Here is a 26,844-nt window from a genome sequence, read left to right on the forward strand (position 1 = left end):
CCGCGGATAGTGGTGACGCCTGCCGGCGACGCGGCGCTTCAGCGCAGATGGCGCGCGATCGCCCAGCGATAGCCGTCCGGGTCTTCGATCTGGGCGAAACGGTCGCCCCAGAACTGATCCTGCGGCTCGATGAGCGGCTTCGCGCCGACGGCGAGCGCCTGCTGAAAAGTCGCGTCGACGTCATCGACATAAAGATAGAACGACTGCGGCGCCATCTGCCCCGAGCTCTTTGGCGTGCGCGCCTGCGAACCGTATGCGCCTTCGGGCGCGAACATCACGATCAACTGCCCGCGATACGTCATCTCGACATGGATGACAGTGCCGTCGTCGTTCACGCTGTCGCGCACCGCGAAGCCGAGCGCCTTCTCGTAGAACGCGATGCTCAGGCGTGCGTCGCGCACGGTGAGATACGGAGTCAGCCAGGGCACGTCGGCGGGGCGAGGGTCGGTCATCGAAAGCACTCCTTGAAGCCTTGCTGCACATGGGAAACATTTTGCCATGAAGCCGTACGAACAATGGAGCGGCAGGCAACTTGCAAAAAGTCGGCGCGCCGGACGGATTTCGCCGGATGAACGTCCGTTGGCGGCGCGCGTTACCGTGTAATGTCACGCGTTGTCACGATGTCGTGACACTGTGGTTTCGCTTGCGACGCACGCGACGCGCAGCGGTTCCCGCAAATCGCCGACGGTGTTTTGCACGGAACATGCCAGCGCGCCGGGACGTCCGGCCGCACCGGACTCGCGCCTTACAGGCGCGTGTCAATCGGACCGGTCTGTTAGAATGACGGCCTCCCGATCCTCGTCGTTTCTCGTCGTTCCGGTCCTGAAAACGTTGTGTCCTGCGGGTCCGGCTCGAGTGAGAAGTACTGCCAGAGAAGCACCGCGGATCATTTCAGGACCTGCCCAGACTCGACATGACGCTCCCGACCTCCAGCCAGACCGCCCTCATGGCCAACGCAATCCGCGCGCTCGCCATGGACGCCGTTCAACAAGCCAATTCCGGTCACCCCGGCATGCCGATGGGCATGGCCGAAATCGGCGTCGCGCTGTGGTCGCGCCATCTGAAGCACAACCCGACGAACCCGCACTGGTTCGATCGCGACCGTTTCGTTCTGTCGAACGGTCACGGTTCGATGCTGCTGTATTCGCTCCTGCACCTCACCGGCTACGACCTGCCGATGAGCGAACTGAAGAACTTCCGCCAGTTGCATTCGAAGACGCCGGGCCATCCGGAATACGGCATCACGGCCGGCGTCGAGACGACCACGGGCCCGCTCGGCCAGGGCGTCGGCAATGCGGTCGGCATGGCGCTCGCCGAAGCGCTGCTCGCCGCTGAATTCAACAAGGCTGACGCGAAGATCGTCGACCATTACACGTACGTGTTCCTCGGCGACGGCTGCCTGATGGAAGGCATCTCGCACGAAGCCTGCTCGCTCGCGGGCACGCTCAAGCTGAACAAGCTGATCGCCCTTTACGACGACAACGGCATCTCGATCGACGGCCACGTCGAGCACTGGTTCCACGACGACACGCCGAAGCGCTTCGAAGCCTACGGCTGGAACGTGATCCGCGCGGTGGACGGCCACAACGTCGATGCGGTCGATGCCGCCATCGCCGCCGCAAAGAAGTCGGACAAGCCGACCTTGATCTGCTGCCGCACGGTCATCGGCAAGGGCGCGCCGACGAAGGCGGGCGGCCACGACGCGCACGGCGCGCCGCTCGGCGACAAGGAAATCGCGGCGACGCGCGCGGCCATCGGCTGGAACTATGGTCCGTTCGAAATTCCGCAGGAAGTGTATGCGGCGTGGGACGCGAAGGAACAAGGCACGCACGCCGAAGCCGAGTGGAACAAGGCATTCGACGCATACAAGGCGAAGTACGCCGGCGAAGGCGCCGAATTCGCGCGCCGCATGACCGGTGAGCTGCCGGCGAACTGGGCGGAAGCGGCCGCGAAGATCATCGAGGATGCGAACCAGAAGGGCGAGACGATCGCGACTCGCAAGGCGTCGCAGAACACGATCGAAGGGCTGGCTGCGGCGCTGCCGGAACTGCTCGGCGGCTCGGCCGACCTGACCGGCTCGAACCTCACCAACTGGAAGGCTTCCAAAGCGGTGCGTGCCGCAGGAGACGCGGAAAACGCGAATCCTTCGGGCATCCAGTGGGGCAATCACATCAATTACGGCGTGCGCGAGTTCGGTATGAGTGCGGCCATCAACGGCATCGCGCTGCATGGCGGCTATCGTCCGTTCGGCGGCACGTTCCTGACGTTCTCGGACTACAGCCGCAACGCGCTGCGCGTCGCCGCGCTGATGAAGTCGCGCTCGATCTTCGTGTACACGCACGATTCCATCGGCCTCGGCGAAGACGGTCCGACGCACCAGTCGATCGAGCACGTGTCCAGCCTGCGCCTGATCCCGAATCTGCAGACGTGGCGCCCGGCCGATACCGTCGAAACGGCTGTCGCGTGGACGCATGCAATCGCGCATCACGGTCCGTCGACGCTGATCTTCAGCCGCCAGAATCTGCAATTCTCGACGCGCAACGATATTCAGATCGCCAACATCGCGAAGGGCGGCTACGTGCTGCGCGACTGGAACGACGATATCCCCGCGCGCAAGATCATCCTCATCGCGACCGGCTCGGAAGTGCAGCTCGCGATGGAAGCGGTCGAGGCGCTGGCGAAGGAAGGCATCGGCGCGCGCATCGTATCGATGCCCTGCACGAACGTCTTCGACAAGCAGGACGCCGAATACCGCGAGCGCGTGCTGCCGAAGGGCGTGGCGCGCGTGGCGATCGAGGCGGGCGTGACGGATTTCTGGCGCAAGTACGTGGGCCTCGAAGGTGGCGTGGTCGGCATCGACACGTTCGGCGAGTCGGCCCCGGCGGGTGCGCTGTTCAAACATTTCGGCTTCACGGTGGAGAACGTGGTCAAGACGGCAAAGGCCGTTCTCGCCGCGTAAGCATTGATCTCAGCGAAGCAAGGTTTTTTTAAGCCAAGGAGATAGACCATGACGATTCGCGTTGCAATCAACGGCTACGGCCGTATCGGCCGCAACACGCTGCGCGCCCTCTATGAGAACGGCAAGAAGCATGACATCGAGATCGTCGCCATCAACGACTTGGGCGATGCCAAGACCAACGCGCACCTGACGCAATACGACACGGCGCACGGCAAGTTCCCGGGCGAAGTGTCGGTGGACGGCGATTACCTCGTCGTCAATGGCGACAAGATCCGCGTGCTGGCGAACCGCAACCCGGCCGAACTGCCGTGGGGCGAGCTGAAGGTCGACGTGGTGATGGAGTGCACGGGCTTCTTCACGACGAAGGAAAAGGCGAGCGCGCACATCAAGGGCGGCGCGAAGAAGGTCATCATCTCGGCGCCGGGCGGCAAGGATGTGGACGCGACCATCGTGTACGGCGTGAACCACAACGTGCTGAAGGCGTCCGATACGGTCATCTCGAACGCATCGTGCACGACGAACTGCCTCGCGCCGCTCGTCAAGCCGCTGAACGACAAGATCGGTCTGGTGAATGGCCTGATGACCACGATCCACGCCTACACGAACGATCAGGTTCTGACGGACGTGTATCACGAAGACCTGCGCCGCGCGCGCTCGGCCACGCATAGCCAGATTCCGACGAAGACGGGCGCGGCTTCCGCGGTCGGCCTCGTGCTGCCGGAACTGAACGGCAAGCTGGATGGCTACGCGATCCGCGTTCCGACGATCAACGTGTCGGTGGTCGATCTGTCGTTCATCGCCGCGCGCGACACGACGGTCGAGGAAGTCAACAAGATCATGAAGGAAGCGTCGGAAGGCGCGCTGAAGGGCGTGCTCGGCTACAACGATGCGCCGCTCGTATCGATCGACTACAACCACAACCCGGCTTCGTCGACGTTCGACTCCACGCTCACGAAGGTCTCGGGCCGTCTCGTGAAGGTGTCGAGCTGGTACGACAACGAGTGGGGCTTCTCGAACCGCATGCTGGATACGGCTGTCGCGCTTGCCAACGCCAAGTAAGGCCAGGTAAGTTTCAGCCCGCTGAAACGACAAAGCCGCTCCTCGGAGCGGCTTTGTTTTTGGTGCTTCGGTCTGCGTGACTGCTTCAGGCGAGCTTCTCTCGCAGGAACGACACGACGTAAGGCGTCGCCGCTGCCGCAACCCTCGATGCCGTGCCGGGATCGATTCCCATGCGCGCCGCGATCGATTCGGCGATGCGCCCCGTGAGTACGCCTTCGCCGCCTTCTTCCATCGATTTCAGAAAGCCGTCGCCTCGCACGAGCCCTGCGGCGAACGCGGCGAAAAAGCTCTTGCCGGGATGATCGCCGAGCAAGCCCTGACTCTGCTCTTCGGCGTGCGCATGTGCGGTTTCCGCAGCCGTGCCGAGCATTTGCTGGCTGTCTTCTGGGCTGAAGCCCTGGTCGGTCAGCGCTTGTGTGGCCTGCGCGCCGTGCTCTGAAGATAGAAATTCTGAAACGAGTTGTTGCATGTCCATCGACGCTGCTCCTCTTGATGTTCGCCAATTGCAGGGCAGCGCAAGCGGATAGAAACCTCCATCACGCACGGCCCTTGCTGAGACCGCGAACCCATCGGGAAGTGCCGTGCTTTATCTGTTCGGCACCGGAAAATGCACGCCCGCGCGCTGCGCCGCATTGACGATGTGCCCTTCGATTGCGCGGCCGGCCTTCTCTCCGTCGCGCGCCTTCAACGCTTCGATGATGATCGCGTGCTCGTGATACGTCGACAGCACCAGTTCGCGCCGATAAAACGGCAGGCGCTGGCTTTCCTTCATGATGTCGGCGCTGCCGCGCAGGATCGATTCGATCGCAGCGTTTCCCGCGAGGCTCACGATGCGCATGTGGAACGCGAAGTCCAGTTGCGCGGCTTCTTCGAGCGCCGATTCCGTTAGCGCCCCGTGCAGCGAATCGAGATTGTCGTCGAGCCAGTCGATGTCCGAATCGCCGATCGAATGCGCCGCGAGCCGCGCGACGAATCCTTCCAGCGCGAAGCGCATCTGATACGTGTCGGGCAGCGATGCCTGATCCGCGAAACGCCACGGATGCGCGGTGCTCGCCTGCGCGTTGTTGACATACACACCCTTGCCCGGCCGTATGTGCAGCATGCCGAGCGCTTCGAGCGTCGAAAGCGCCTCGCGCAGCGACGCCCGGCTGATCGACAGTTCCTCGGATAGTTGCCGTTGCGCCGGCAGCAAGCTCCCGACCGGGTACATGCTCGATTCGATGCGTTCGCGAATGGTTGCGATCGCGGCGTCGGTCACGGTATGCGGGACGTTTTTCATAGGAAGAAAACAGTATTGGCCGGTCTGACCGCCATTGTATGCGCGTGCCGCGAGCGCGTGTGAACGACCGTTTCGCGCGCATTTTCGTGCCCGGATCGAACAGGGTATACCGCTACGAATGCTTCCTTGACGGGGATATATCGGCTTTCTAATATTCCACATCACAGCACTGGTCCGACCAGTCGGAACAGTTGCTCGGGTCCTGAGACATTACACGAGGAGACGGTCGTGTCGAGATTTCTAAATTCGCTGTTCGGCAGGGTAATGATTGCGCTGGTTATCGGCATCGTGGTGGGCGCGCTGTTTCCGCAGTTCGGCCAATCGTTGCGGCCCTTGGGCGACGGCTTTCTGAAGCTCATCAAGATGGTGATCGGGCCGATCGTGTTCTGCGTGGTCGTGAGCGGCATGGCGAGCGCGGGCGATCTGAAGAAGGTCGGGCGCGTCGGACTGAAGGCGGTCATCTACTTCGAGATCATGACGACCATCGCGCTCGTGATCGGCGCGATTCTCGCGTGGGTGACGCGTCCGGGCGTCGGCATGAATATCGATCTGCATACGCTCAACGCGGCGTCGCTCGCCACGTACACGGAGCACGCGAAGAGCCTGAAGGACACCGCGGGTTTCCTGCTGAAGATCATCCCCGACACCGCGATCGATGCCTTCGCAAAAGGCGACATCCTGCAAGTGCTCGTGTTCGCCATCCTGTTCGGCGCGGCGCTCTCGATGCTCGGCGACAAGGCGCAACGCGTGACGGTTTTCATCGACGAACTGTCGAACGTGTTCTTCCGCATCATGGCGTTCATCATCAAGCTGGCGCCGCTCGGCGTGCTCGGCGCGATCGCGTTCACGACCGGCCAGTACGGCGTCGCGTCCCTCAAGCAACTGGGTCTGCTCGTCATGGTGTTCTACGCGAGCTGCTTCCTGTTCGTGTTCGTCGTGCTGGGCGTGGTGATGCGCCTCGCGGGCTTCTCGATCTTCAAGCTCATTCGCTATCTGCGTGAAGAACTCTCGATCGTGCTCGGCACGGCTTCATCGGATGCCGTGCTGCCGCAGATCATGCGCAAGCTCGAATGGATGGGCGTGAAGGATTCGACCGTCGGTCTCGTGATTCCGACCGGCTACTCGTTCAACCTCGATGGCTTCTCGATCTATCTCACGCTCGCGGTGATCTTCATCGCGCAGGCGACCAACACGCCGCTGTCGCTGCATGACCTGATCGTCGTCGTGCTCGTGTCGCTGGTGACCTCGAAGGGCGCGCACGGCATTCCCGGCTCGGCCATCGTGATCCTGGCCGCGACGCTCTCCGCGATTCCCGCGATTCCCGTGCTCGGCCTCGTGCTGATCCTGCCGGTCGACTGGTTCGTCGGCATCGCGCGTGCCGTGACCAACCTGATCGGCAACTGCGTGGCGACGGTGGTCGTCGCCGTGTGGGAGAAAGACATCGACCGGGCGCGCGCCAAGCGCGTGCTCGACCAGGACGCCGAATACCGCTTCGTGCCCGCCGCGCCGGAAGCCGCGCACGGTCACGGTCATGAAAACGCACACGCAGTTTGATTCACCGCAACCGAAGGAAACTGAAATGGCCAACCCGATTCTCGACGCAGACGCTCCCGCTTTCGCCCGCCGCTACATGAACCTCGCGGACCCGCGGCTCGGCGCGCAGGCGCTCTTCGCCACCGACGAATTCTTCGCGCCGAAGGAGCGCATGCTGGAGCCGCAACCCGCGGTGTTCATTCCCGGCAAGTACGACGAGCACGGCAAGTGGATGGACGGCTGGGAGACGCGCCGCAAGCGCACGACGGGCTATGACTACTGCATCGTCAAGCTCGCGCGTGCGGGCGTGATTCACGGCATCGATATCGATACGAGCCACTTCACCGGCAATTTCCCGCCGGCTGCGTCGATCGAAGCGTGCTACAGCGAACGCGGCAATCCGCAGGAAGACGGCGACTGGCGCGAGATCGTGCCGGCGACGACGCTGCAGGGTAATCATCATCACTATGTCGAGATCGGCGATACGCGCGCATACACGCATCTGCGCGTGAACATCTATCCCGATGGCGGCATCGCGCGGCTGCGCGTCTACGGACAGCCGAAGACGGATTTCTCGCGCGTGGAACGCGGCACGCTGCTCGATCTCGCGGCGATCGAAAACGGCGCGTATCTCGTCGCGGCGAACAATCAGCACTTCGGTCCCGCGTCGCAGATGCTGATGCCTGGGCGCGGCGTGAACATGGGCGACGGCTGGGAAACGCGTCGGCGTCGCGAGCCGGGCAATGACTGGGCGATCGTCGCGTTGGCGAATCCCGGCGTGATCCGCGCGATCGAAGTCGATACGGCGCACTTCAAGGGCAACTATCCGGATCGCTGCTCGCTGCAGGCGGCACGCGTGAAAGGCGGCACGGATGAGTCGCTCGTCACGCAGGCGATGTTCTGGCCCGTGCTGCTCGGCGAACAAAAGCTCTCGATGGACAACGTGCATCGCTTCGAGAACGAGATCGCCGCGCTCGGACCGGTGACGCACGTGCGCTTCAATATCTATCCGGATGGCGGGGTGTCGCGGCTGCGCATCTTCGGAGAGATCGAATGAGAACGCTGACGCTGGAACCGCTGACGCGCGAAGCCTTCGCCCCGTTCGGCGATGTCATCGAACTCGAAGGCGCGCGCCATTTTCCGATCAACGCGGGCACGACCGAGCGCTTCCACGATCTTGCCAACGTGGAGGTCGGTTTCGAAAGCGGAGGGCGGCCGCTCATCAACGTGTTTCGCGGCCAACCGCGCCCGCAGCCCGTCGTGATCTCGATGATGGAGCGGCATCCGCTCGGCAGTCAGGCGTTCGTGCCGCTCGCGGACGTGCGCTATCTCGTGGTCGTCGCGCCTGCGGGCGAGTTCGATCCCGCCGCGATGCGCGCGTTTTACGCACGCGGCTGGCAGGGCGTGAACTATGCGCGCGGCGTCTGGCATCACCCGCTGATAGTGCTCGACAAAGCGGCGGATTTCATCGTCGTGGATCGCGGTGGCGATCTGCCGAATTGCGACGAGATCGATCTGCCGGAGCGATACACACTGATCGAACACGAAGTGCACGCCGCTTGAGACACGTCGCGCGAATCGTAATGCAACTGCGAATCGATCGCAGACGCAGGACACGAAACGTATAGACGAAACGAAACCGCCGTCCATCGAGCCGATGGACGGCGGTTTTCACATCCACGCGCCGACGAGCGGCGCGCGAACCTCAATGCTTGCGGTGCGGGCAGTTTTCCTTCGTGCATGCGCCGTACAGCGCGAGCGCATGCTCGTGGAGCTTGAAGCCGCGATCCTTCGCGATCGATTGCTGACGGCGTTCGATCTCGGCATCGAAGAACTCTTCCACGCGGCCGCAGTCGATGCACACGAGGTGATCGTGATGCGATCCCTCGTTGAGCTCGAACACGGCCTTGCCCGATTCGAAATTGCTTCGCGACAGCAGGCCGGCTTGCTCGAACTGCGTGAGCACGCGATAAACCGTCGCGAGACCGATATCGAGCTCTTCGTTGAGCAGGCTTCGATACACGTCTTCGGCGGTCAGATGGCGCACCGGGCTATGCTGAAAAATTTCGAGAATCTTGAGGCGGGGCAGGGTCGCCTTGAGCCCGATATTTTTGAGATCGGCGGGATTGGTCATGGCTAGGCATCCCTAGAGTACAATTCAAGGTTCTCATAGTAATGCGTTTTTCCAATTCCCGACATCCCGTGCGGACGCAAGGAGAATTGGATGAAAAGAGCGCGACCTCGGAGCGCCTCGCGTGAAAGGTGAAATGTTTTCCAAATCTTTATCGAATTGCAGGGAGAGCCGTCGCATGCGGGGAACCGTGATCGCAGCAACCTTGGCCGCATTGCTCGCCGGCTGCTCGGCGTACGACAGCGTCACGCAGAAGATCGCGCAAAGCATCACACCGTATCGGATCACGGTCGTGCAAGGCAATTTCGTTTCGCAGGAAGCGGCGAGCCAGATGCAGGTCGGCATGTCGCGTGATCAGGTGAAGCAGCTTCTGGGCACGCCGCTTCTGACCGACATGTTCCACGCCGATCGCTGGGACTATGTGTTCTATTTCAAACGCGGATCGACGTCCATCGTCCAGCAGCGTGACTTCGTCGTAAACTTCGCGAGCGATCGCGTCGTGAGCTGGTCGGGCGGCGAGAACCTGCCGTCCAACCTCGAACTGCTCGCGGAGATCGACGGCGACAAGGGCGTCAAGGTCGCGAAGGCGGCCGCGCCCGCGGCGGCATCGGCGGCGGTGGCATCGACGGCGGCGGTGACCGCGCCTTCCGGCGAGCCGTCCACGCAGCCGAATACCGCGGCCGCGTTTGCGGGCGACGCCAATCAGCAAGCCGCGCAGGCAGCCAATCGCGCAACGGCGCAGATCGACACGCCGACGGGCCGCACGCAGTCGTCGGTGCGCGTGAACGTGCCGCAGACGGCGGGTGGCGCGCCCGGATCGAGCGGCCAGAGCGGCAGCAACTCGCAGATTCAATTGCAGCGCCGCCCGCAGACGATCAACATTCCGGACAGCAGCGCGGTCGGTCCGGCGGGTACATCGCCGGCGCCGGCCAATGCGGGCGGCCAGGCGCAGTTCTATCTGCCGCAGCAAAGCCAGTAAGCAGTTCAGCCGTTTGAAGCTGAAGCCGCGCTGCGCGTTTTCACGCCGCGCCGCTTCAGCCGCATCGTCAATCCGCATCATCCATCGCGCGTGTTGCGCGCGGTTCAACACGAGACTGCCATGAAGATCGCCATCGCCGGGGCGTCGGGCCGCATGGGCCGGATGCTGATCGAAACCGTTCTCAACGATTCCGAAGCGCAGCTCGCCGGCGCGCTCGACCGGCCCGGCGTGCCGCAACTCGGGCAGGACGCGGGCGCTTTCCTTGGCAAAACCACGGGCGTTTTGCTGACCGACGACATCGAGCGCGTGTTCGCCGACGCCGATTATCTGATCGACTTCACGCGCCCCGAAGGCACGATGGCGCATCTCGAAGCCGCGCTGCGCCACAACGTGAAGATGATCATCGGCACGACGGGTTTCTCGGACGAGCAGAAGGCGCAGTTGAAGCAGGCGGGCGAGAAGATCGGCGTCGTGTTCGCACCGAACATGAGCGTCGGCGTGAACGTCACGCTGAAGCTGCTCGAGTTTGCGGCGAAGCATTTCGCGCAGGGCTACGACATCGAGGTCATCGAGGCGCATCACCGGCACAAGGTCGACGCGCCGTCCGGCACCGCGCTCGCGATGGGCGAGGTGATCGCCCAAGCGCTCGGCCGCGATCTGAAGGACTGCGCCGTGTACGCGCGCGAAGGCGTGACGGGCGAGCGCGATCCGTCGACCATCGGCTTCTCCGCGATTCGCGGCGGCGATATCGTCGGCGATCACACGGTGCTCTTCGCGGGCATCGGCGAGCGTATCGAGATCACGCACAAGTCGGCGAGCCGTCTGTCCTATGCGCAAGGCGCGCTGCGCGCCGCGCGCTTCCTGCAAGGGCACGACAAGGGCTTCTTCGACATGCAGGACGTCCTCGGCCTGCGCTGATTCATCTTCGCGACGATGGCCGCAACGGGCGTAATCCACTATCTGCAATCCGGCGATGCCGTGACGCACGCGGTCGCGGGCTTGCTGCTCGCGATGTCGCTCGCGAGCTGGTGCTTCCTGCTCGTGAAGGCGTGGATTCTCGCGCGTGCGAAATGGCAAGGCCCGCGTGCGCTACAGCGTTTCTGGCAGGCGTCCAGTCTGAAAGACGGGATCGGCGCATTGCAGCGCGCCGATCGCGAGCGCGTGTTTCTGCCGCTCGCCGAAGCCGCGTGGCGCGCGTCGGAAGCTGAAATGCCCGGCGCGCTGCTCGCTCGCGTGGAGCGCAGCGAACGCGTCCTGCGCGCGCTGCGTCATGCGTTGCTCCGCTCGCAACGCAGACTCGAATTCGGCCAGGTTCTGCTCGCATCGGTGGGCAGCACGGCGCCGTTCGTCGGCCTGCTCGGCACCGTGTGGGGCATTTATCACGCGCTGGTCAGCATCGCGTCGAGCGGGCAGGCGATGATCGAAAACGTCGCCGGGCCGGTCGGCGAGGCGCTCATCATGACGGCGTTCGGGCTGGTCGTCGCGATTCCCGCCGTGCTCGCCTACAACGTGCTCGGCCGCTACGTGCGGCAGATTTCCGAGGAGCTCGACGGCTTCGCGCACGATCTGCACGCGTTCGTCTGCGGTCCGGCCGACTAGGAGCGCGCGGCGATGGCCTTCGGCGGACTCGACAAGAAATCCAACGGCCAGCCGATGGCCGACATCAACATGACGCCGCTCATCGACGTCATGCTCGTTCTGCTCGTCATCTTCATCATCACGGCGCCGCTCTTCACGCACGCGATCCGGCTGGATCTGCCGAAAGTCGCGTCGCAGCCCGCGCGCGAGACGCCGCAAACCATCACGCTTTCCATCGACGACGCCGGCAAGCTCTTCTGGAACGACACGCCCGTCAGCTTCGACCAGATGCGTGCGCGTTTCGCCGATGCGGGCAAGACGGCGCAAAAGCCCGAGCTGCATTTGCGAGCGTCGAGCGCGACGCGCTACGAAATCATCGCGCAGGTGATGGGCGCGGCGCAGCAGGCGGGGCTGGAGCGCATAGGCTTCGTCACGCAGCCCGCGCGGTCGCAGGCACAGGCGCCCGCGCGATAAGCGCGCGAGTTGCCGCGCATCGAACGGTATAATCGCGTTTTTCCCCGTTCGGCGGGCCTTGCAGAAGCCGGCAGACCCGAATTCCGACGCCGCGCCGTGTCAGCAATGCCGCAGCGCCTGGACTCGCCGCTCATATCGATGCGGCTGGTTCCAATGTCCGTTCCCAGCATTTGCCGAAAGCCAAACCACACCATGCACGATAAATACGTACCCGCCGACGTCGAATCCGCCGCGCAGAGCAACTGGCGTGCGAACGACGTCTATCGGACGACCGAGACGTCGGCCAAGCCCAAGTTCTATTGCGTCTCGATGCTGCCGTATCCGTCGGGCAAGCTGCACATGGGTCACGTGCGCAACTACACCATCAACGACGTGATGTACCGTTATCTGCGCATGAACGGTCACAACACGCTGATGCCGATGGGCTGGGACGCGTTCGGCATGCCTGCCGAGAACGCGGCGATGGCGAACAACGTGCCGCCGGCGAAGTGGACGTACGAGAACATCGCGTACATGAAGAAGCAGATGCAGTCGATGGGCCTCGCCATCGACTGGTCGCGCGAAGTCGCCACGTGCTCGCCGGACTACTACAAGTGGAACCAGTGGCTGTTCCTGAAGATGCTGGAAAAGGGCATCGCGTACAAGAAGACCGGCACGGTGAACTGGGATCCGGTCGATCAGACCGTGCTCGCGAACGAGCAGGTCATCGATGGGCGCGGCTGGCGCTCGGGCGCGCTCGTCGAAAAGCGCGAAATCCCGATGTACTACCTGCGTATCACCGATTACGCGGACCAGTTGCTCGACGATCTCGAAGGCCTCGGCTGGCCCGAGCGCGTCAAGATCATGCAGCAGAACTGGATCGGCAAGAGCTTCGGCGTGAACTTCGGCTTTCCGTATGAAATCGACGGCGAAGCGAAACTGCTGCGCGTCTTCACCACGCGCGCCGACACCATCATGGGCGTCACGTTCGCGGCAGTCGCGGCGGAACATCCGCTCGCCACGCGCCTCGCGCGCGACAACGCGGATCTGCAGGCGTTCATCGACGAATGCAAGCGCGGCGGCGTGGCGGAAGCCGATGTCGCCACGATGGAAAAGAAGGGCGTGCCCACCGGCTTTTTCGTCACGCATCCGTTGACGGGCGCGCAGGTCGAAGTCTGGATCGGCAATTATGTGCTGATGTCCTACGGCGAAGGCGCGGTGATGGGTGTGCCGTCGCACGACGAGCGCGATTTCGCCTTCGCGAAGAAGTACGGCCTGGCCATCAATCAGGTGATCGACATCGAAGGCAAGTCCTATTCGACCGATGCCTGGGAAGAGTGGTACGGCGACAAGACCGCGGGCCGTCTCATCAACAGCGGCAAGTACGACGGCATGACCACCGAGGAAGCGATCGACGCGATCGCCGCCGATCTCAAGGCGAAGGATTTCGGCGACAAGCAGATCACCTGGCGCCTGCGCGACTGGGGCATCTCGCGCCAGCGTTACTGGGGCACACCGATTCCGATCATCCACTGCCCGAGCTGCGGCGACGTGCCGGTGCCGGAAAAGGATCTGCCTGTCGTGCTGCCGGAAGACCTCGTGCCGGACGGCTCGGGCAATCCGCTCGCGAAGTCCGAAGCGTTCCTGAACTGCGCGTGCCCGAAATGCGGCGCGGCGGCGAAGCGCGAAACCGACACGATGGACACCTTCGTCGATTCGTCCTGGTACTTCTCGCGCTACAGCGCGCCGGACGCGCAGACGATGGTCGACGAGCGCACCGATTACTGGATGCCGATGGATCAGTACATCGGCGGCATCGAGCACGCGATTCTTCACCTGTTGTATTCGCGTTTCTGGACGAAGGTCATGCGCGACATGGGCCTCATCAAGTTCGGCGAGCCCGCGAAGAATCTGCTCACGCAGGGCATGGTGCTGAACGAAACGTTCTATCGCGAAGACGCGGCCGGCAAGAAGACCTGGTACAACCCGCTCGATGTCACCGTCGCGCACGATGACAAGGGCCGTCCGACCGGCGCGACGCTCAACGCCGACGGTCAGCCGGTCGTGCTCGGCGGCGTCGAGAAGATGTCGAAGTCGAAGAACAACGGCGTCGATCCGCAAACGCTGATCGATCAGTACGGCGCGGATACCGCGCGCCTCTTCGTGATGTTCGCAGCGCCGCCGGAGCAGTCGCTCGAATGGTCGGGCGCGGGCGTGGAAGGCGCGAGCCGCTTCCTGCGCCGCGTGTGGCATTTCGCGCACGACAACGCCGATGCGCTGCGCCAGCACGCGAAGCTCGATGCATCGGCGCTCAACGATGCGGACAAAACGCTGCGCCGCGAAATCTACACCGTGCTCAAGCAGGCCGATTTCGACTACGGCCGCCTGCAGTACAACACGGTGGTGTCCGCGGCGATGAAGATGCTCAACGCGGTCGATGGCGCGAAGAACGCGGGCGTCGGCGTGCTGAATGAAACCTTCGGCGTGCTGCTGCGCGTGCTGTATCCCGTTGTGCCGCACGTGACGTTCCAGTTGTGGTCGGAACTCGGCTACGAAAAGGAATTCGGCCCGCTGCTCGACGCGCCTTGGCCGAAGGTCGACGAGGCCGCGCTCGAGCAATCGGAGATCGAGCTCGTGCTGCAGGTCAACGGCAAGGTGCGCGGCGCGCTGACGGTCGCGAAGGACGCATCGCGCGAAATCATCGAAAAGGCCGCGATCGCGCACGAAATGTTTGCGAAGTTTTCGGAGGGCCGCGCGCCGAAGAAGGTGATCGTGGTGCCGGGGCGTCTCGTCAACGTGGTCGTCTGATGCGCAAAACCAGGGGAGTCGATGTGACCGGGAAAGCCGTCGAGAAAGGCGTAAGCAGGCGCTCGTTCCTTGCGCTCGTGGGCGGCGCGGCCGCGCTGTCGGCATGCGGCTTTCAACTGCGTGGGCAGCAGGACTATGCGTTCAAGCGGCTCGCGATCACGGGCGGCGCGCCGCAGATGGTCGCGCGCCTCGAGCGCATGGTTCAGGGCGGCAGCGACACGGTGATCGTCAAGCCTTTCGAGAAGCCGGACGCGACGCTCAATTTGTCCGAAGGGACGGGTCTGCGCACGCTGAGCCTGAACGCGCAGGGCGTCGTGCAGGAATACGAGCTCGTGTACAGCGTGAATTACTCGCTGATGGGCGCGGACGGCACGCTGCTGATTCCGCCGAGCGCCATCGTATTGAATCGTTCGATGACCTACAGCGATCAATACACGCTTGCAAAGGGCCAGGAATCCGTACTGCTTTACAACGACATGCGCAACGACGCCGTCGACCAGTTGACCCGCCGTCTCGCGACGGTGCGTTCGCTGCATCCGGCGCCGGGCGAGCAGACGCCAGGCGTCGCGCCGCGCGCGCCGCTGCCGGTGCCGCCGCTCTGATCGCGCGCTCGCCAGCATCATGCAACTGAAGCTCGACGCGCTCGAAGCGCACCTCGCGAAAGGCCTGAAGGGGCTGTACGTCGTCTACGGCGACGAGCATCTGCTCGCGCAGGAAGCGTGCGACCGCATCCGGGCCACCGCGCGCGCGGGCGGCTTCACGGATCGCACGGTGTTCACTGTCGAGCGCGGTTTCGACTGGAGCGCGCTCATCGGCGCCACGCAGTCGATGTCGCTCTTCGGCGACCGTCAGCTTATCGAGCTGCGTATTCCAACCGGCAAGCCCGGCAAGGAAGGCGCGGAAGCGCTGAAGACGCTCGCCGGTGCCGATAATCCGGACGTCGTGACGCTCGTCACCCTGCCGCGTCTCGACGGCGCGACGCAGAAGTCGGCGTGGTTCACCGCGCTGCTCGGCGCGGGCGTCGCGCTGAAGATCGATCCGGTCGAACGCGTGCAATTGCCGATGTGGGTCGGTCAGCGGCTCGCGCAGCAAGGGCAGCGCGTCGCGCCCGGCGAGGAAGGGCGGCGCGCGCTGTCGTTCATCGCGGAACGGGTGGAAGGCAATCTGCTCGCCGCGCATCAGGAAATTCAGAAGCTTGGTCTGCTGTATCCCGAAGGCGTGCTTACGTTCGAGCAGATTCACGACGCCGTGCTGAACGTCGCGCGCTACGACGTGTTCAAGCTCAACGAAGCGATGCTGACGGGCGATGTCGGTCGCCTCGCGCGCATGCTCGACGGTCTGAAGGGCGAAGGCGAAGCCGCCGTGCTCGTGCTGTGGGCGCTCGTCGAGGAAGTGCGCACGCTGTTGCGCATCAAGCGCGGCGTCGCGGCGGGCAAGCCGCTCGCCACGCTCATGCGCGAGAACCGCGTGTGGGGGCCGCGCGAACGGCTGATCGGCCCGGCGCTCTCGCGCGTGACGGACGAGGCGCTCGAAAAGGCGCTGTCGCTCGCGGCGCGACTGGACCGTCAGGTGAAAGGGCTTTCCGGAAGCACCGGAAAGCGCGGCAGCGAGCCACCGCCGGACCCGTGGGCCGGCATGTTCGAACTCGCGATGGCGGTCGCGCACGGCGGCAAGCCGGGGCAGGCCGCGCCAGCGCCACGACCGCGTCGCTAGAACGCTTCTGTCACACGCTGTTGCAATCCGCGCAACAGCTTAGAATGAATGCACCGACGCTTCGGCCCTGAAAGCGGCTCAAGAAAGCGGATCACCGAAGAGACTCACGATGAACATCGATCAATACATGACCGACCTCGGTCGACGCGCGCGCACGGCGTCGCGCGCGATGGCGCGGGCGTCGACGGCGGCGAAAAATGCGGCGCTCAACGCGGTGGCGGACGCCATCGAACGCGAGCGTGAAGCGCTCAAGGAAGCGAACGGCCGCGACCTCGCGCGCGCGCGCGAGAAGGGCCACGATGCGGCGTTCATCGACCGCCTGACGCTCTCGGACAAAGCGATCGATACGATGGTCGAAGGCTTGCGGCAAGTGGCTGCACTGGCCGATCCGATCGGCGAAATCAGCGGGCTCAAATTCCGTCCGAGCGGCATTCAGGTCGGTCAGATGCGCGTGCCGCTCGGTGTGATCGGCATCATCTATGAATCGCGGCCGAACGTGACCATCGACGCGGCCGCGCTGTGCCTCAAATCGGGCAACGCGACCATTCTGCGCGGCGGCTCCGAGGCGCTCGAATGCAACACGGCGCTGGCGAAGCTGATCGGCGTCGGACTGGAAGCGGCGGGCTTGCCGCAGGATGCGGTGCAGGTCGTCGGGACGGCGGATCGCGCGGCGGTCGGCAAGCTCATCACGATGACCGAATTCGTCGACGTGATCGTGCCGCGCGGCGGCAAGAGCCTGATCGCGCGACTGATGGAAGAATCGCGCGTGCCGATGATCAAGCACCTCGACGGCATCTGTCACGTGTACGTGGACGATCGCGCGGATCTCGCGAAGGCAGCCGTCATTTGCGACAACGCGAAGACGCATCGTTACGGCACCTGCAACACGATGGAAACGCTGCTCGTCGCGCGCGGCATCGCGCAACAGTCGTTGCCGCAACTCGCCCGCGCTTATCAGGCGAAGGAAGTCGAACTGCGCGTGGATGGGCAAGCGCGCGCCGTGCTCGAAGCGGCGAAAATCGGCGGGCTCGTCGATGCGACCGAGGAAGACTGGAGCACGGAATATCTCGCGCCGGTGCTGTCGATCAAGATCGTCGGCGGCCTCGATGAAGCCATCGACCATATCAACGCCTACGGCTCGCATCACACCGACGCGATCGTCACCGAAGATCACGACCGCGCGATGCGCTTCCTGCGCGAAGTGGATTCGGCGAGCGTGATGGTGAACGCATCGACGCGCTTCGCCGATGGTTTCGAATTCGGCCTCGGCGCGGAGATCGGCATTTCGAACGACAAACTGCACGCGCGCGGCCCGGTCGGTCTCGAAGGGCTGACATCGCTCAAGTACGTGGTGCTGGGGCGCGGCGAAGTCCGTCAATAAGCGCGAGTCGACAAGAAGAACGATGCTCTGGATCAAATCGCTGCATATCGTGCTGGTCGCTTCGTGGTTCGCGGGGCTTTTCTATCTGCCGCGTATTTTCGTGAACCTCGCGATGGAAACCGATTCCGCCGCCACCGCGCGTCTGTTACTGATGGCGCGCAAGCTGTTCCGGTTCATGACGTTCATCGCGGTGCCCGCGCTCGCGTGCGGGCTGTGGCTGTGGCTCGTCGTCGGGATCGGCGCGGGACAGGGCTGGCTGCACGCGAAGCTGACCATCGTCGTTCTGCTGATCGCTTATCACGCGTATTGCGGGCGCTTGCTGCACACGTTTCAGCGTGGCGAAAACAAGCGCTCGGACAAGTGGTATCGAATGTTCAATGAACTGCCGGTGCTTGGACTGCTGGGCGCGACCTTGCTCGTGGTGATCAAGCCGTTTTGAGGCGTTGTTCGTTGACCAGATCGAGCACCATTTCACCGAAGACTTCCGGACGCCCTTCGAAGAATCGCTGCACCACGTTCTTTTCGAGCATGTAGCGGCGCAGCGATTCTCGCTCTTCGTGATTGTTCGCGAGTCGCACTGCGGCTTCGACGTATTCCTCGACGGTTTCCGCGACCATCCAGCCGGGCATATAGGCGCGCATGAACATCGCGCCGTCGATCCGCTCGAACACTTCACGGCCCGTCTTGCAGATGCCCGGCAGTCCCACTGAGAACGCGTCCACGATGCCGTTCGTGTTGCCGAAAGGGAACGGGCTCAGGAACATGTCCATGTCGTTGAGATAGTTCACGTAACCCATGTAGTCCTGATGTGGCACGACAGTTCCATTGTTCGTGAGGATCGCCTGTCTGGCCACCTTCGCCAGATGCATCATCGTGACGGCGTCGCCGCCGCTCGTCAGAAAATGGAAGTGAAGCGGCACGCTGCTGCGTGCGGCAATCTGCCGGCACGCCTCCATAAAGCTCGGTGAGAGTTTCATCAGGCTCGCGGCGATGCCGATATCGACGCGTCCTTCCGCCTTCTTCTTCCGGGGCGCGACAGCTTCCATCAACGGCGAAGGCCGGTAGGGTTGGCCATCTTTCGGAAGCCTAAGAAGGGCTTCGCTGAAACACGCTGGGTCGCCGACGTAGTCGTCCTCGACGCTCACATAATCGATGCATTCCGAGTGCGTGGTGGCGGGATGGCCCAATCCTGCGATCTGCAACGGCGCGAGGCGCATGTTGGACACACAGTCCGACAATAATGACATGCCCACGCTGGGCATGTAGAGAACGTCGGGGCATTCCGCCTCCGCGAATTTGCGAACGGCGGCGAGCTTGGGCACGAAGCCCTGGTCCTTAGGCAAGTCGATCACGCGCGTGAAAGCCTCGCGTCCGAGACTACCGATAGCGTCCGCTTCGCACATCGCCACAACGTCGAAATGGGTGCGTGCGGCCGACAACGTGCGGGAATGAGTGCGCATGATCGAATGGCCGTCCGAAAAGTATTCCAGCACGACGAGCATGAGCGGCCGCGCTCGGGCGGCGCGTCGAGAGCCGCTGAGTTCCGTGTCCAGATCAGCCAGTCCTGTGCTCGCGAGCGTCCTGCGGACGAGCTTATTGATGCTTCGTTTGATCGCGTGCCGGTGTTCGATCTCGGCATAGGTGCAATACATGTAGAGGTTGATCAATGCACCCATCTCGATGCACCGGAGATCGTTCAGTTCGTCGACAACTTCGACGAGCCAGTCAAGAAGTGCTTCGCGCTTGCGGTGCGCGTGGGCACTGCCGGGAAGAATCTCACCGGCCGTCGCGATAGCCAGGTTGAGCGTGGCGACCGGATCCACCTGCATGCATGCGGAATAGTCGATTGGCAGGAGGGATTCGGAATTGCACAGAAGACCGAGCCTCTTCACCGCGTCGGGAAACGGGAGCCGAACGGTTCCGTCTTCTTCAATGGCCGGAAGGAATCGGCGCGCGACATGATCCGCATTCTTGAGGGGAGCGGCGCCGAGCAAGTGCTGGATGAGTGATCGAGAGCCTGACAGACGCGCGAGTTGCGCTTCCGTGAGCGAAAATTCGGTATTCGCGAGAAAGGCGGTGATGGCGGCCGCCATGCGAGAGGCGAACCGTTCAAGCAACGACTCTCTACTCGGACGTGGCCATGCTTTGGAAGGCGCTGTCAAAGTCAGCAAATCAACGGACGGTGTTTTATGAAGCAATGCATTGAGCTCGGAAAGCTGCGCGATGGCTTCATCCGGCTTACCGCCGTGGACGCAAGATTCGAAACGCTCGACGGAGAACGAACTGTTCATGGGGATCCAGATAAACGATCGAGATTATGGACAGCATAGGCCATCATTCGCCCCTCATTTGAAGGGGACGCAGCCTTCGCTGCCTACGCTCCCACCCGCCGTCCTTCGAGCACGTCCTTCGCTTCGGCAAGCTTGTCCGCCAGCGCGGGGCCGCGGGCCAGCGCCAGCCCAACCGCCAGAATGTCGCCGATCGCGAGATGCGATACGCGCGATGTCATCGGCGAAAAAATGTCGGTGTCTTCATCGACATTTGCGAACAATCCAACCGTGGCCATGCGCGCGAGCGGCGAGTGGCCGTGCGTGATCGCGATGACCCTTGCGCCGCCGTTCAACGCCGATCTGCACGCGTCGAGAATGTCTCGGGTGCGCCCGGTATTGGAAATCGCGACGACGACATCGCCCGCGCCAAGCAGTGCGGCGGAAGTGGTGTACGTATGCGGATCGGAGTATGCGACAGACGGTACGCCCAACCGAAAAAATTTGTGCTGCATATCGAGCGCGGCGATGCCCGATCCGCCCGCGCCGTAGAACTCGATGCGACGCGCATCGGCGAGGATCGCGATAGCCGCCGCGACGCTGTCCGACGACAGTGAATTGCGCACGGCGATCAGCGCGCCGATGGTCCGGTCGAGCACTTTCGCGGCGACGCCTGCGGGCGGCTCGTCCGTGCGCACATCGCGATAAACGGTGGGAACGTCCGCTGCTATGTTTTGAGCGAGGCGGATCTTGAATTCCCGGAAGCCCGAAAAGCCGAGCGCCTGGCAGAACCGCGCGATGGTCGGCTGACTGACGCCGGCACGCGTGGCGAAATCGGTCATCGACAGGTCGAGTACCTCGCGCGGTGCTTCGAGCACGTAGTCAGCCAGCTTGCGCTCCGACGGCCGCATTTGCTCGCGCTTCGCTTCGACTTGAGACAGCAACATCGGAAATCTCGCCTATGCTGAAAATTGCTTGGACTATATCCGAAGATCGATCATGTACAAATACTACAGAACGTGCCGTCGAAAACTAAGGGAATTCCCGTAGATCGTTTCTCTATAAGTGATTCGATCCATGCGGTCACTTAATAGTGAGGCACGAATCCTCATTGTCAGCGTGTAGTTTTTCTACTAATATCGCGAAACACGGCAATATCGCACGACAACGATTCGAACGCCGTTCCCTGCAACATTCCACCCAACCTCGACGGCAGGCGCGCCGGGCGTTAGACGAAGGAGCTTCGATGGTTTCCCCGCATTCGCAACTCAAAAAAGTCACCGACCGCATCATCGAGCGCAGCAAGCCGACGCGTTCCGCATATCTGGCGCGCATCGATGCCGCGCACGGCAAGTTTCCGGCGCGCGGCGCGCTTTCGTGCGCGAATCTGGCGCATGGTTTCGCCGGGCTCGAAGGCGAGGAAAAGATAGCGATCAAGACGATTCGCGAGCCGAACATCGGCATCGTGTCGTCCTATAACGAAATGCTGTCCGCGCATGCGCCGTACAAGAGCTTCCCCGACATCATCAAGCAGGCGGCGCGCGAGCACGGCGGCGTCGCGCAATTCGCGGGCGGCGTGCCCGCCATGTGCGACGGCATCACGCAGGGCAACGCCGGCATGGAACTGTCGCTCTTTTCGCGTGAAGTCATCGCGATGAGCACTGCGGTCGCGCTCACGCACAACATGTTCGACGCGGCGCTGTGCCTCGGCATCTGCGACAAGATCGTGCCGGGGCTCGCCATCGGCGCGCTGCAGTTCGGTCATCTGCCGACCATTTTCGTGCCCGCCGGCCCGATGACGAGCGGCCTCACCAACGACGACAAAGCCAAGGTGCGTCAGGAATTCGCGACCGGCAAATGCGATCGCGCCGCGCTGCTCGAAGCGGAATCGGCGGCGTATCACGGCCACGGCACCTGCACGTTTTACGGCACGGCCAACAGCAATCAGATGCTCATGGAAGTGATGGGGCTGCACCTGCCGAGCGCGGCGTTCGTGCATCCGCACACGCCTCTGCGCGACGCACTCACGGCCGAAGCCGCGCGTCGCGTGCTCGATATCACGCTGGAACGCGGCAACTACACGCCTATCGGCCATGTCGTCGATGAAAAGGCGATCGTGAACGGCATCGTCGCGCTGCTGGCGACCGGCGGCTCGACCAACCACACGCTGCATCTCGTGGCGATCGCGCGGGCGGCGGGCATCATGATCGACTGGAACGATTTCGACGAGCTTTCGCAAGTGGTGCCGCTGCTCGCGAAGATCTACCCGAACGGCAAGGCCGACGTGAATCATTTCCACGCGGCGGGCGGCGTCGCGTTCCTCGTGCGCAATCTGCTCGAGGGCGGCTTGCTGCACGAAGACGTGCAGACGGTCGCGGGCAAGGGACTTTCGCACTATACGAAGGAGCCGAAGCTCATCGACGGCAAATTGCAATGGGTCGACGGCGCGCCTGAAAGCCACGACACCAAGGTGCTGCGCGGTATCGGCGAGCCGTTCCAGCCGGACGGCGGGCTGCGTCTGATGCAGGGCAAGCTCGGGCGCGGCGTCATCAAGATTTCGGCGGTCGCGCCGGAGCATCGCGTGGTGAAGGCGCCGGCCATCGTGTTCAACTCGCAAGAGGAAGTGCAGGAAGCGTTCGACAAGGGCGAGTTGAAGCGCGATTTCGTCGCCGTGGTGCGCTTCCAGGGCGCGCGGGCGAACGGCATGCCCGAGCTGCATCGTTTGACGCCGTTGCTCGGTGTGCTGCAGGATCAGGGCTTCCATGTCGCGCTGGTCACGGACGGGCGCATGTCGGGCGCGTCGGGCAAGGTGCCGGCGGTCATTCACGTGTCGCCCGAAGCGCTCCTCCAAGGGCCGCTCGGCAAAGTCCGCACCGGCGACATGCTCGTGATCGACGCGCCCGCCGGCGTGCTCGACATCGAGATCGATGCGAACGAGTGGGCATCGCGCGAAGTGCAGGCGCCGCTGCATCAGGCGGACAACGAAGCAGGATTCGGACGCGAGCTGTTCGGCGTGTTCCGTAGCGCGGCGCTGCCGGCGGAAGAGGGCGCGTCGGTGTTCGGCGCGCTGATCGGCGCAATGTCCGCGCACGACGGGGCGAACGGCGCGGCGGCCCCGCAGGAGAGGAATCCGCTTCGCGATAACGCGCGCGCCGCGGCATCGGCGCTGAACAAGGCGCACGCCACGCATCATTGAACATCGCAACGTCGAGAACCCGCGGATAGACCACAAGGCGCCGCACCAAAAACAGGAGTCGCATCAAATGAAATCGGTAAGCGAAATCGTGCGTCTGGGCCCGGTGATTCCGGTGCTGGCGTTCGAAACGGTCGAGCAAGGTGAACAGGTGTCGCGCGCGCTGCATGCGGGCGGTGTGAAAGTGCTGGAAATCACGCTGCGCACGCCAGCGGGCATCGGCGCGATCGAGCGCGCGAGCCAGTTGGCGGACGATATCGTCGTCGGCGTGGGCACCATCACAAAGCCCGAGCATTGCGCGCAGGCGAAGAAGGCGGGCGCGCAGTTCGGGGTGTCGCCCGGTCTCACGAAGGACATGCACAAGGCCGCGCAGGACGCAGGGTTGCCGCTGCTGCCGGGCGTAATGACGCCGAGCGATATCATCGCCGCGATGGAACTGGGTTACGAGATCGTCAAGTTCTTCCCGGCGCAACAGGCGGGCGGCATTCCGATGCTGCAGGCTTTCTACGGACCGTTCCCGAATCTGAAATTCTGTCCGACGGGCGGCATCACGGCTGAAACCGCGTCCAACTTTCTCGCGCAGCCGAATGTGGTGTGTGTCGGCGGTTCCTGGCTGACGCCGAAGTCCGCGCTCGCCGCGCAGAACTGGGAAGAAGTCACGCGTCTTGCACGCGCAGCCAGCGAGTTGGCGCCGCACCGGTAAGCTTTCCGTCCTGGCATCAGAAGGCGCGTCGTGACCGTGTGAGCGGTCCGGCGCGCTTTTTTTTCGGCCTGATTTCCTGTTCGACTCTATTCCCTCACTCGCTCTGCCTGAAGCCTCGGAGTTCGCTCACCATTTTTTTGTTTTGCGAATCGGATTAATTCGAATTGCAAAAATCACGGCGATTAAGACGGTTTGAATTTCTTTAAGACTGAGATAAGAAGGTTCTCAATTGTCTTGGATGTGCTGGGAATTTCAACGCTTCTTCTATATATTTAGGTTTCAGAAGTTCCCCGATATATCAAGACGCGGAAGCGTTTCAATTAGGAAATTTCAGCGCACTTTGCGTGAAACCTCCTTACTTCCGCCGCTGCTGCATATGTCCAGCAACGCCACGCCGCCCGCTGCCTTAGTCCTTGCGGGTCGCCGCGATCAAGTTACCGCGGAACCTCTTTTTCCAAAAGCGTAGTTTCGTCTTCTTTCAGGATGCCAATCCGATGACCATTCGAGTCGGAATTTCAGTCGTCACGCATCAAGGCCAAAACATCTGGCAGAACGGCCTGGGTCAGAACGTGATTTTTTTGTCGGAAGCACTTCAGAAGCTTCCTTTCGTCGAGAGCGTTTCACTGATCGACGTGGGCGACCAGAACGCATTGCCGCCGCAAGTCGACGCCGCGTCGAAAGGCCTGCGCATCATGCGCACTCCGGATGCGACCGATGCCGTCGACGTCATCTTCGAAATGGGCGGCGCGCTCGACACGCAATGGCTCGATCTGATGCGCGCGCGTGGCAAGAAAGTCGCGTATTACTGCTGCGGCCAGCCATACGTCGGACTCGTGGAGGCGCCGGTGTTTGACAAGCCCGTCCATGTGATGCGTCCGGACCGTTACGACCAGGTCTGGCTGATGTCGAAAGACCGTCTGTCCGTCCCGATGATGCGTACGCTGCATCGCTGCCCTGTGCATCTCATTCCGTTCATCTGGCATCCGCAGTTCATCGAAAAGCGTATCGCGGAGGTCGAAGAGCATGGTCTGCGCTACGGCTATGAGCGCCGCTCGGACGCGTCGGCGCAGCCGGCCATCCAGCCGCAAGGTTTTCGGGTTGCAATGTTCGAGCCGAATATTTCGGTGGTGAAAACGTCGAGCATTCCGATGCTCGCCTGCGAGGAAGCCTATCGTGCGGATCGTTCGAGCGTATCAGCCATGCATGTGCTCAATTCGATGCACATGAAGGATCACCCGACGCTCATGTACATGGCCAACTCGCTGGATCTCGTAAAGGATTCCAAGGCGACGTTCCACGGCCGCAACGACATCGCCGGTTTCATGGCGCAATACGCCGATGCAGTCGTGTCGCATCAATGGGGCAACGACCAGAATTATCTGTATCTCGATGTGCTCTACGGCGGTTATCCGCTGATCCATAACTCGCCGTGGCTCAAGGACGCGGGCTACTACTTCCCGGGATTCGACGCGCAAGAGGGGGGTCGTCAATTGCTGCGCGCCTTCCACGAGCACGACAGCAATCTGGATGCATATCGCGCGAACGCGCAGCGCGTCATCGATACGGTGAATCCGTTCAATCAAGCAAACCTGGATGCGTTCGCAGACCGGTTGATCAATCTTTGCCAGGGAAGCAAGCTCGAGGTAGGCGTATGAACAAGCAAAGCAAGTCCCGCATGCCGGAGCGGATCAATGTCGGCGTTTCCATTTACATCCGCAAGGGCGAGCAATCGCTTTGGGAAAACGGCATTTTTCAGAATTGTCTTTATCTCGTGATGTTGTTGATGCGCTCGCCGCGCGTGAAGTCGACCTATCTGGTAACGGGCGGCGGCGACGGTGGTCCTGAAGACGCGAAGCGCTTCCTTTCCGATTCGCCGGTGCCGCTCATCGACATGGAAACGGCGCAGTCGAAGCTCGACGTGATGATCGAAATGAGCGCGCAGCTCAACAAGGAATGGTCGGTAAAGTTCCGCGAGCGCGGCGGCAAGATCATTACGATGCGCGTGGGCAACGACTACGTCATCGACATCGAACGCATGGTGTTCAACCTTCAGCACGCGCTGCTCGTTTCGGGTGCGCCTTACGATGAAGTCTGGACGCTGCCGGAATACGAAGTCAGCTGCAAACCGTACTTTGAAACGCTGTTTCGTGCGCCCGTCAAGCTCATGCCGCACCTGTGGAGCCCAGTCGTCCTCGACCGCGAAGCCGCGAAGCTGCCGAACGGGCTGAAGTTCGGTTATCAGCCCGGTCGCCGCCGCTGGCGAGTGGGCATTTTCGAGCCCAACGTCTGCATGGTGAAAACGAGCTACATTCCGATGCTGTCTTGCGATGTGGCGCATCGCGAGAATCCGGACATGCTCGAACGTGTGTGGGCGTACAACACGTTCAAGCTGAAGGATCACGCGGCGTTCGCAGGCTTCGCGCAGAGCCTCGATTACGTGAAGCACGGCCTTGGCAATTTTGAAGGGCGTTTTCCGTTCGCTCAGATCGTGCCGAGTGCCGTCGACGCGGTGGTCAGTCATCAGTGGGAAAACCCGCAGAACTATGTGTATTACGAGGCGCTCTACGGCGGCTATCCGCTGATCCACAACTCGCATCTGATCGGTGACTGCGGATACCGCTATCACGATTTCGATTGCGAAGAGGGTGGTCGCGCGTTGCTTCGCGCCTTTGCCGAGCATGACGCCAATCTCGACAGTTACCGCGCGACGGCGAAGAAGTTCCTTCACACGCTCGATCCGGAAAACGAACAAAACGTGCGGACGTATACCGAGGCGATCGAAGCGGTCTACGCGAGAGCGTGAGTTCG

Annotated in this window: 24 protein-coding genes and 1 pseudogene; 18 read left to right on the forward strand and 7 right to left on the reverse strand. The window is 62.6% G+C overall.

Going from position 1 to position 26,844, the window contains the following annotated elements:
- Positions 1 to 38: 38 nt before the first annotated feature.
- Positions 39 to 452, reverse strand: coding sequence for a glyoxalase/bleomycin resistance/extradiol dioxygenase family protein (locus ACEN42_RS03080; protein WP_187606051.1), 414 nt, complete (start codon positions 450 to 452; stop codon positions 39 to 41).
- Positions 453 to 946: 494 nt separating this feature from the next.
- Here ACEN42_RS03080 and tkt point away from each other — a divergent pair, with 494 nt between their 5' ends.
- Positions 947 to 2,959 (forward strand): transketolase, encoded by a 2,013-nt coding sequence (gene tkt / locus ACEN42_RS03085; RefSeq protein ID WP_371881055.1) that lies wholly within the window; start codon positions 947 to 949, stop codon positions 2,957 to 2,959.
- A gap of 48 nt (positions 2,960 to 3,007) precedes the next feature.
- Entirely contained in the window at positions 3,008 to 4,018 is a 1,011-nt protein-coding gene (gene gap / locus ACEN42_RS03090; RefSeq protein WP_035507658.1) for a type I glyceraldehyde-3-phosphate dehydrogenase, read from the forward strand.
- 85 nt (positions 4,019 to 4,103) lie between these two features.
- On the opposite strand, the gene ACEN42_RS03095 is transcribed toward gap, so the two are convergent.
- Positions 4,104 to 4,493, reverse strand: a complete 390-nt coding sequence (locus ACEN42_RS03095; protein ID WP_371880594.1) for a hypothetical protein — start codon at positions 4,491 to 4,493, stop codon at positions 4,104 to 4,106.
- A 111-nt stretch (positions 4,494 to 4,604) separates the two neighbouring features.
- Positions 4,605 to 5,297: a FadR/GntR family transcriptional regulator gene (locus ACEN42_RS03100; protein ID WP_035507653.1), complete on the reverse strand. Its 693-nt coding sequence runs from the start codon at positions 5,295 to 5,297 to the stop codon at positions 4,605 to 4,607.
- Positions 5,298 to 5,525: 228 nt separating this feature from the next.
- Here ACEN42_RS03100 and ACEN42_RS03105 point away from each other — a divergent pair, with 228 nt between their 5' ends.
- From ACEN42_RS03105 to ACEN42_RS03115, 3 genes are read left to right on the forward strand one after another with little or no spacing between them, the layout of a single operon-like run.
- Positions 5,526 to 6,851: a C4-dicarboxylate transporter DctA gene (locus tag ACEN42_RS03105; RefSeq protein ID WP_371880595.1), complete on the forward strand. Its 1,326-nt coding sequence runs from the start codon at positions 5,526 to 5,528 to the stop codon at positions 6,849 to 6,851.
- Between the two features lie 25 nt (positions 6,852 to 6,876).
- A complete protein-coding gene (gene alc / locus ACEN42_RS03110; protein ID WP_371880596.1) occupies positions 6,877 to 7,887 on the forward strand; it encodes an allantoicase in 1,011 nt (336 codons plus the stop codon).
- Positions 7,884 to 8,393: an ureidoglycolate lyase gene (locus ACEN42_RS03115; protein WP_371880597.1), complete on the forward strand. Its 510-nt coding sequence runs from the start codon at positions 7,884 to 7,886 to the stop codon at positions 8,391 to 8,393. Before alc ends, ACEN42_RS03115 begins: the two co-directional genes overlap by 4 nt.
- A gap of 142 nt (positions 8,394 to 8,535) precedes the next feature.
- Here the strand turns inward: ACEN42_RS03115 and fur are convergent, their stop codons facing one another.
- Complete coding sequence (fur, locus tag ACEN42_RS03120; RefSeq protein ID WP_035507641.1) at positions 8,536 to 8,964, reverse strand: ferric iron uptake transcriptional regulator; 429 nt, start codon at positions 8,962 to 8,964, stop codon at positions 8,536 to 8,538.
- Between the two features lie 175 nt (positions 8,965 to 9,139).
- Between fur and ACEN42_RS03125 the strand changes: the two genes are divergently transcribed.
- The 9 genes from ACEN42_RS03125 (at position 9,140) to ACEN42_RS03165 (ending at position 18,312) form a co-directional block, all read left to right on the forward strand.
- Positions 9,140 to 9,940: an outer membrane protein assembly factor BamE gene (locus ACEN42_RS03125; RefSeq protein WP_187606044.1), complete on the forward strand. Its 801-nt coding sequence runs from the start codon at positions 9,140 to 9,142 to the stop codon at positions 9,938 to 9,940.
- A gap of 120 nt (positions 9,941 to 10,060) precedes the next feature.
- On the forward strand, positions 10,061 to 10,858 hold the full coding sequence (dapB, locus tag ACEN42_RS03130; RefSeq protein ID WP_371880598.1) for a 4-hydroxy-tetrahydrodipicolinate reductase: 798 nt from the start codon (positions 10,061 to 10,063) through the stop codon (positions 10,856 to 10,858).
- Between the two features lie 15 nt (positions 10,859 to 10,873).
- Positions 10,874 to 11,539, forward strand: a complete 666-nt coding sequence (locus ACEN42_RS03135; RefSeq protein WP_238288310.1) for a MotA/TolQ/ExbB proton channel family protein — start codon at positions 10,874 to 10,876, stop codon at positions 11,537 to 11,539.
- 12 nt (positions 11,540 to 11,551) lie between these two features.
- The gene (locus ACEN42_RS03140) at positions 11,552 to 11,992 is read left to right on the forward strand and encodes a biopolymer transporter ExbD (protein ID WP_035507629.1); all 441 of its coding nucleotides are present in this window, start codon (positions 11,552 to 11,554) and stop codon (positions 11,990 to 11,992) included.
- 192 nt (positions 11,993 to 12,184) lie between these two features.
- Positions 12,185 to 14,779 carry a leucine--tRNA ligase gene (leuS, locus tag ACEN42_RS03145; protein ID WP_371880599.1) on the forward strand — a complete coding sequence of 865 codons (2,595 nt, stop codon included), beginning with the start codon at positions 12,185 to 12,187 and terminating at the stop codon, positions 14,777 to 14,779.
- Positions 14,779 to 15,381, forward strand: coding sequence for an LPS assembly lipoprotein LptE (gene lptE, locus ACEN42_RS03150; protein WP_051627115.1), 603 nt, complete (start codon positions 14,779 to 14,781; stop codon positions 15,379 to 15,381). The genes leuS and lptE overlap by 1 nt, the downstream gene beginning before the upstream one ends.
- A 19-nt stretch (positions 15,382 to 15,400) precedes the next feature.
- Positions 15,401 to 16,492, forward strand: coding sequence for a DNA polymerase III subunit delta (gene holA, locus ACEN42_RS03155; protein WP_371880600.1), 1,092 nt, complete (start codon positions 15,401 to 15,403; stop codon positions 16,490 to 16,492).
- 109 nt (positions 16,493 to 16,601) lie between these two features.
- Entirely contained in the window at positions 16,602 to 17,873 is a 1,272-nt protein-coding gene (locus ACEN42_RS03160) for a glutamate-5-semialdehyde dehydrogenase (protein WP_371880601.1), read from the forward strand.
- Positions 17,874 to 17,895: 22 nt separating this feature from the next.
- Complete coding sequence (locus tag ACEN42_RS03165) at positions 17,896 to 18,312, forward strand: CopD family protein (protein WP_187606038.1); 417 nt, start codon at positions 17,896 to 17,898, stop codon at positions 18,310 to 18,312.
- Here ACEN42_RS03165 and ACEN42_RS03170 read toward each other — a convergent pair.
- The 3 genes and pseudogenes from ACEN42_RS03170 to ACEN42_RS03180 all read right to left on the reverse strand — a co-directional run bounded on the left by ACEN42_RS03170 (position 18,299) and on the right by ACEN42_RS03180 (position 21,087).
- A complete protein-coding gene (locus ACEN42_RS03170; protein WP_371881140.1) occupies positions 18,299 to 19,333 on the reverse strand; it encodes a hypothetical protein in 1,035 nt (344 codons plus the stop codon). The genes ACEN42_RS03165 and ACEN42_RS03170 overlap by 14 nt on opposite strands.
- Positions 19,334 to 19,510: 177 nt before the next feature.
- Positions 19,511 to 20,164, reverse strand: a pseudogene (locus ACEN42_RS03175) (hypothetical protein); the annotation flags it as partial.
- Between the two features lie 83 nt (positions 20,165 to 20,247).
- The gene (locus ACEN42_RS03180; RefSeq protein WP_371880602.1) at positions 20,248 to 21,087 is read right to left on the reverse strand and encodes a MurR/RpiR family transcriptional regulator; all 840 of its coding nucleotides are present in this window, start codon (positions 21,085 to 21,087) and stop codon (positions 20,248 to 20,250) included.
- 299 nt (positions 21,088 to 21,386) lie between these two features.
- Here ACEN42_RS03180 and edd point away from each other — a divergent pair, with 299 nt between their 5' ends.
- The 4 genes from edd to ACEN42_RS03200 all read left to right on the forward strand — a co-directional run bounded on the left by edd (position 21,387) and on the right by ACEN42_RS03200 (position 26,839).
- On the forward strand, positions 21,387 to 23,336 hold the full coding sequence (gene edd / locus ACEN42_RS03185; protein ID WP_371880603.1) for a phosphogluconate dehydratase: 1,950 nt from the start codon (positions 21,387 to 21,389) through the stop codon (positions 23,334 to 23,336).
- A 67-nt stretch (positions 23,337 to 23,403) separates the two neighbouring features.
- Positions 23,404 to 24,036 (forward strand): bifunctional 4-hydroxy-2-oxoglutarate aldolase/2-dehydro-3-deoxy-phosphogluconate aldolase, encoded by a 633-nt coding sequence (gene eda / locus ACEN42_RS03190; protein WP_371880604.1) that lies wholly within the window; start codon positions 23,404 to 23,406, stop codon positions 24,034 to 24,036.
- A 494-nt stretch (positions 24,037 to 24,530) separates the two neighbouring features.
- Complete coding sequence (locus ACEN42_RS03195) at positions 24,531 to 25,691, forward strand: DUF2827 domain-containing protein (RefSeq protein ID WP_309296208.1); 1,161 nt, start codon at positions 24,531 to 24,533, stop codon at positions 25,689 to 25,691.
- The gene (locus ACEN42_RS03200) at positions 25,688 to 26,839 is read left to right on the forward strand and encodes a DUF2827 domain-containing protein (protein ID WP_187606033.1); all 1,152 of its coding nucleotides are present in this window, start codon (positions 25,688 to 25,690) and stop codon (positions 26,837 to 26,839) included. Before ACEN42_RS03195 ends, ACEN42_RS03200 begins: the two co-directional genes overlap by 4 nt.
- Positions 26,840 to 26,844 lie beyond the last annotated feature (5 nt).

It is taken from the genome of Caballeronia sp. S22, assembly GCF_964261745.1.
Taxonomy (GTDB): domain Bacteria; phylum Pseudomonadota; class Gammaproteobacteria; order Burkholderiales; family Burkholderiaceae; genus Caballeronia; species Caballeronia jiangsuensis.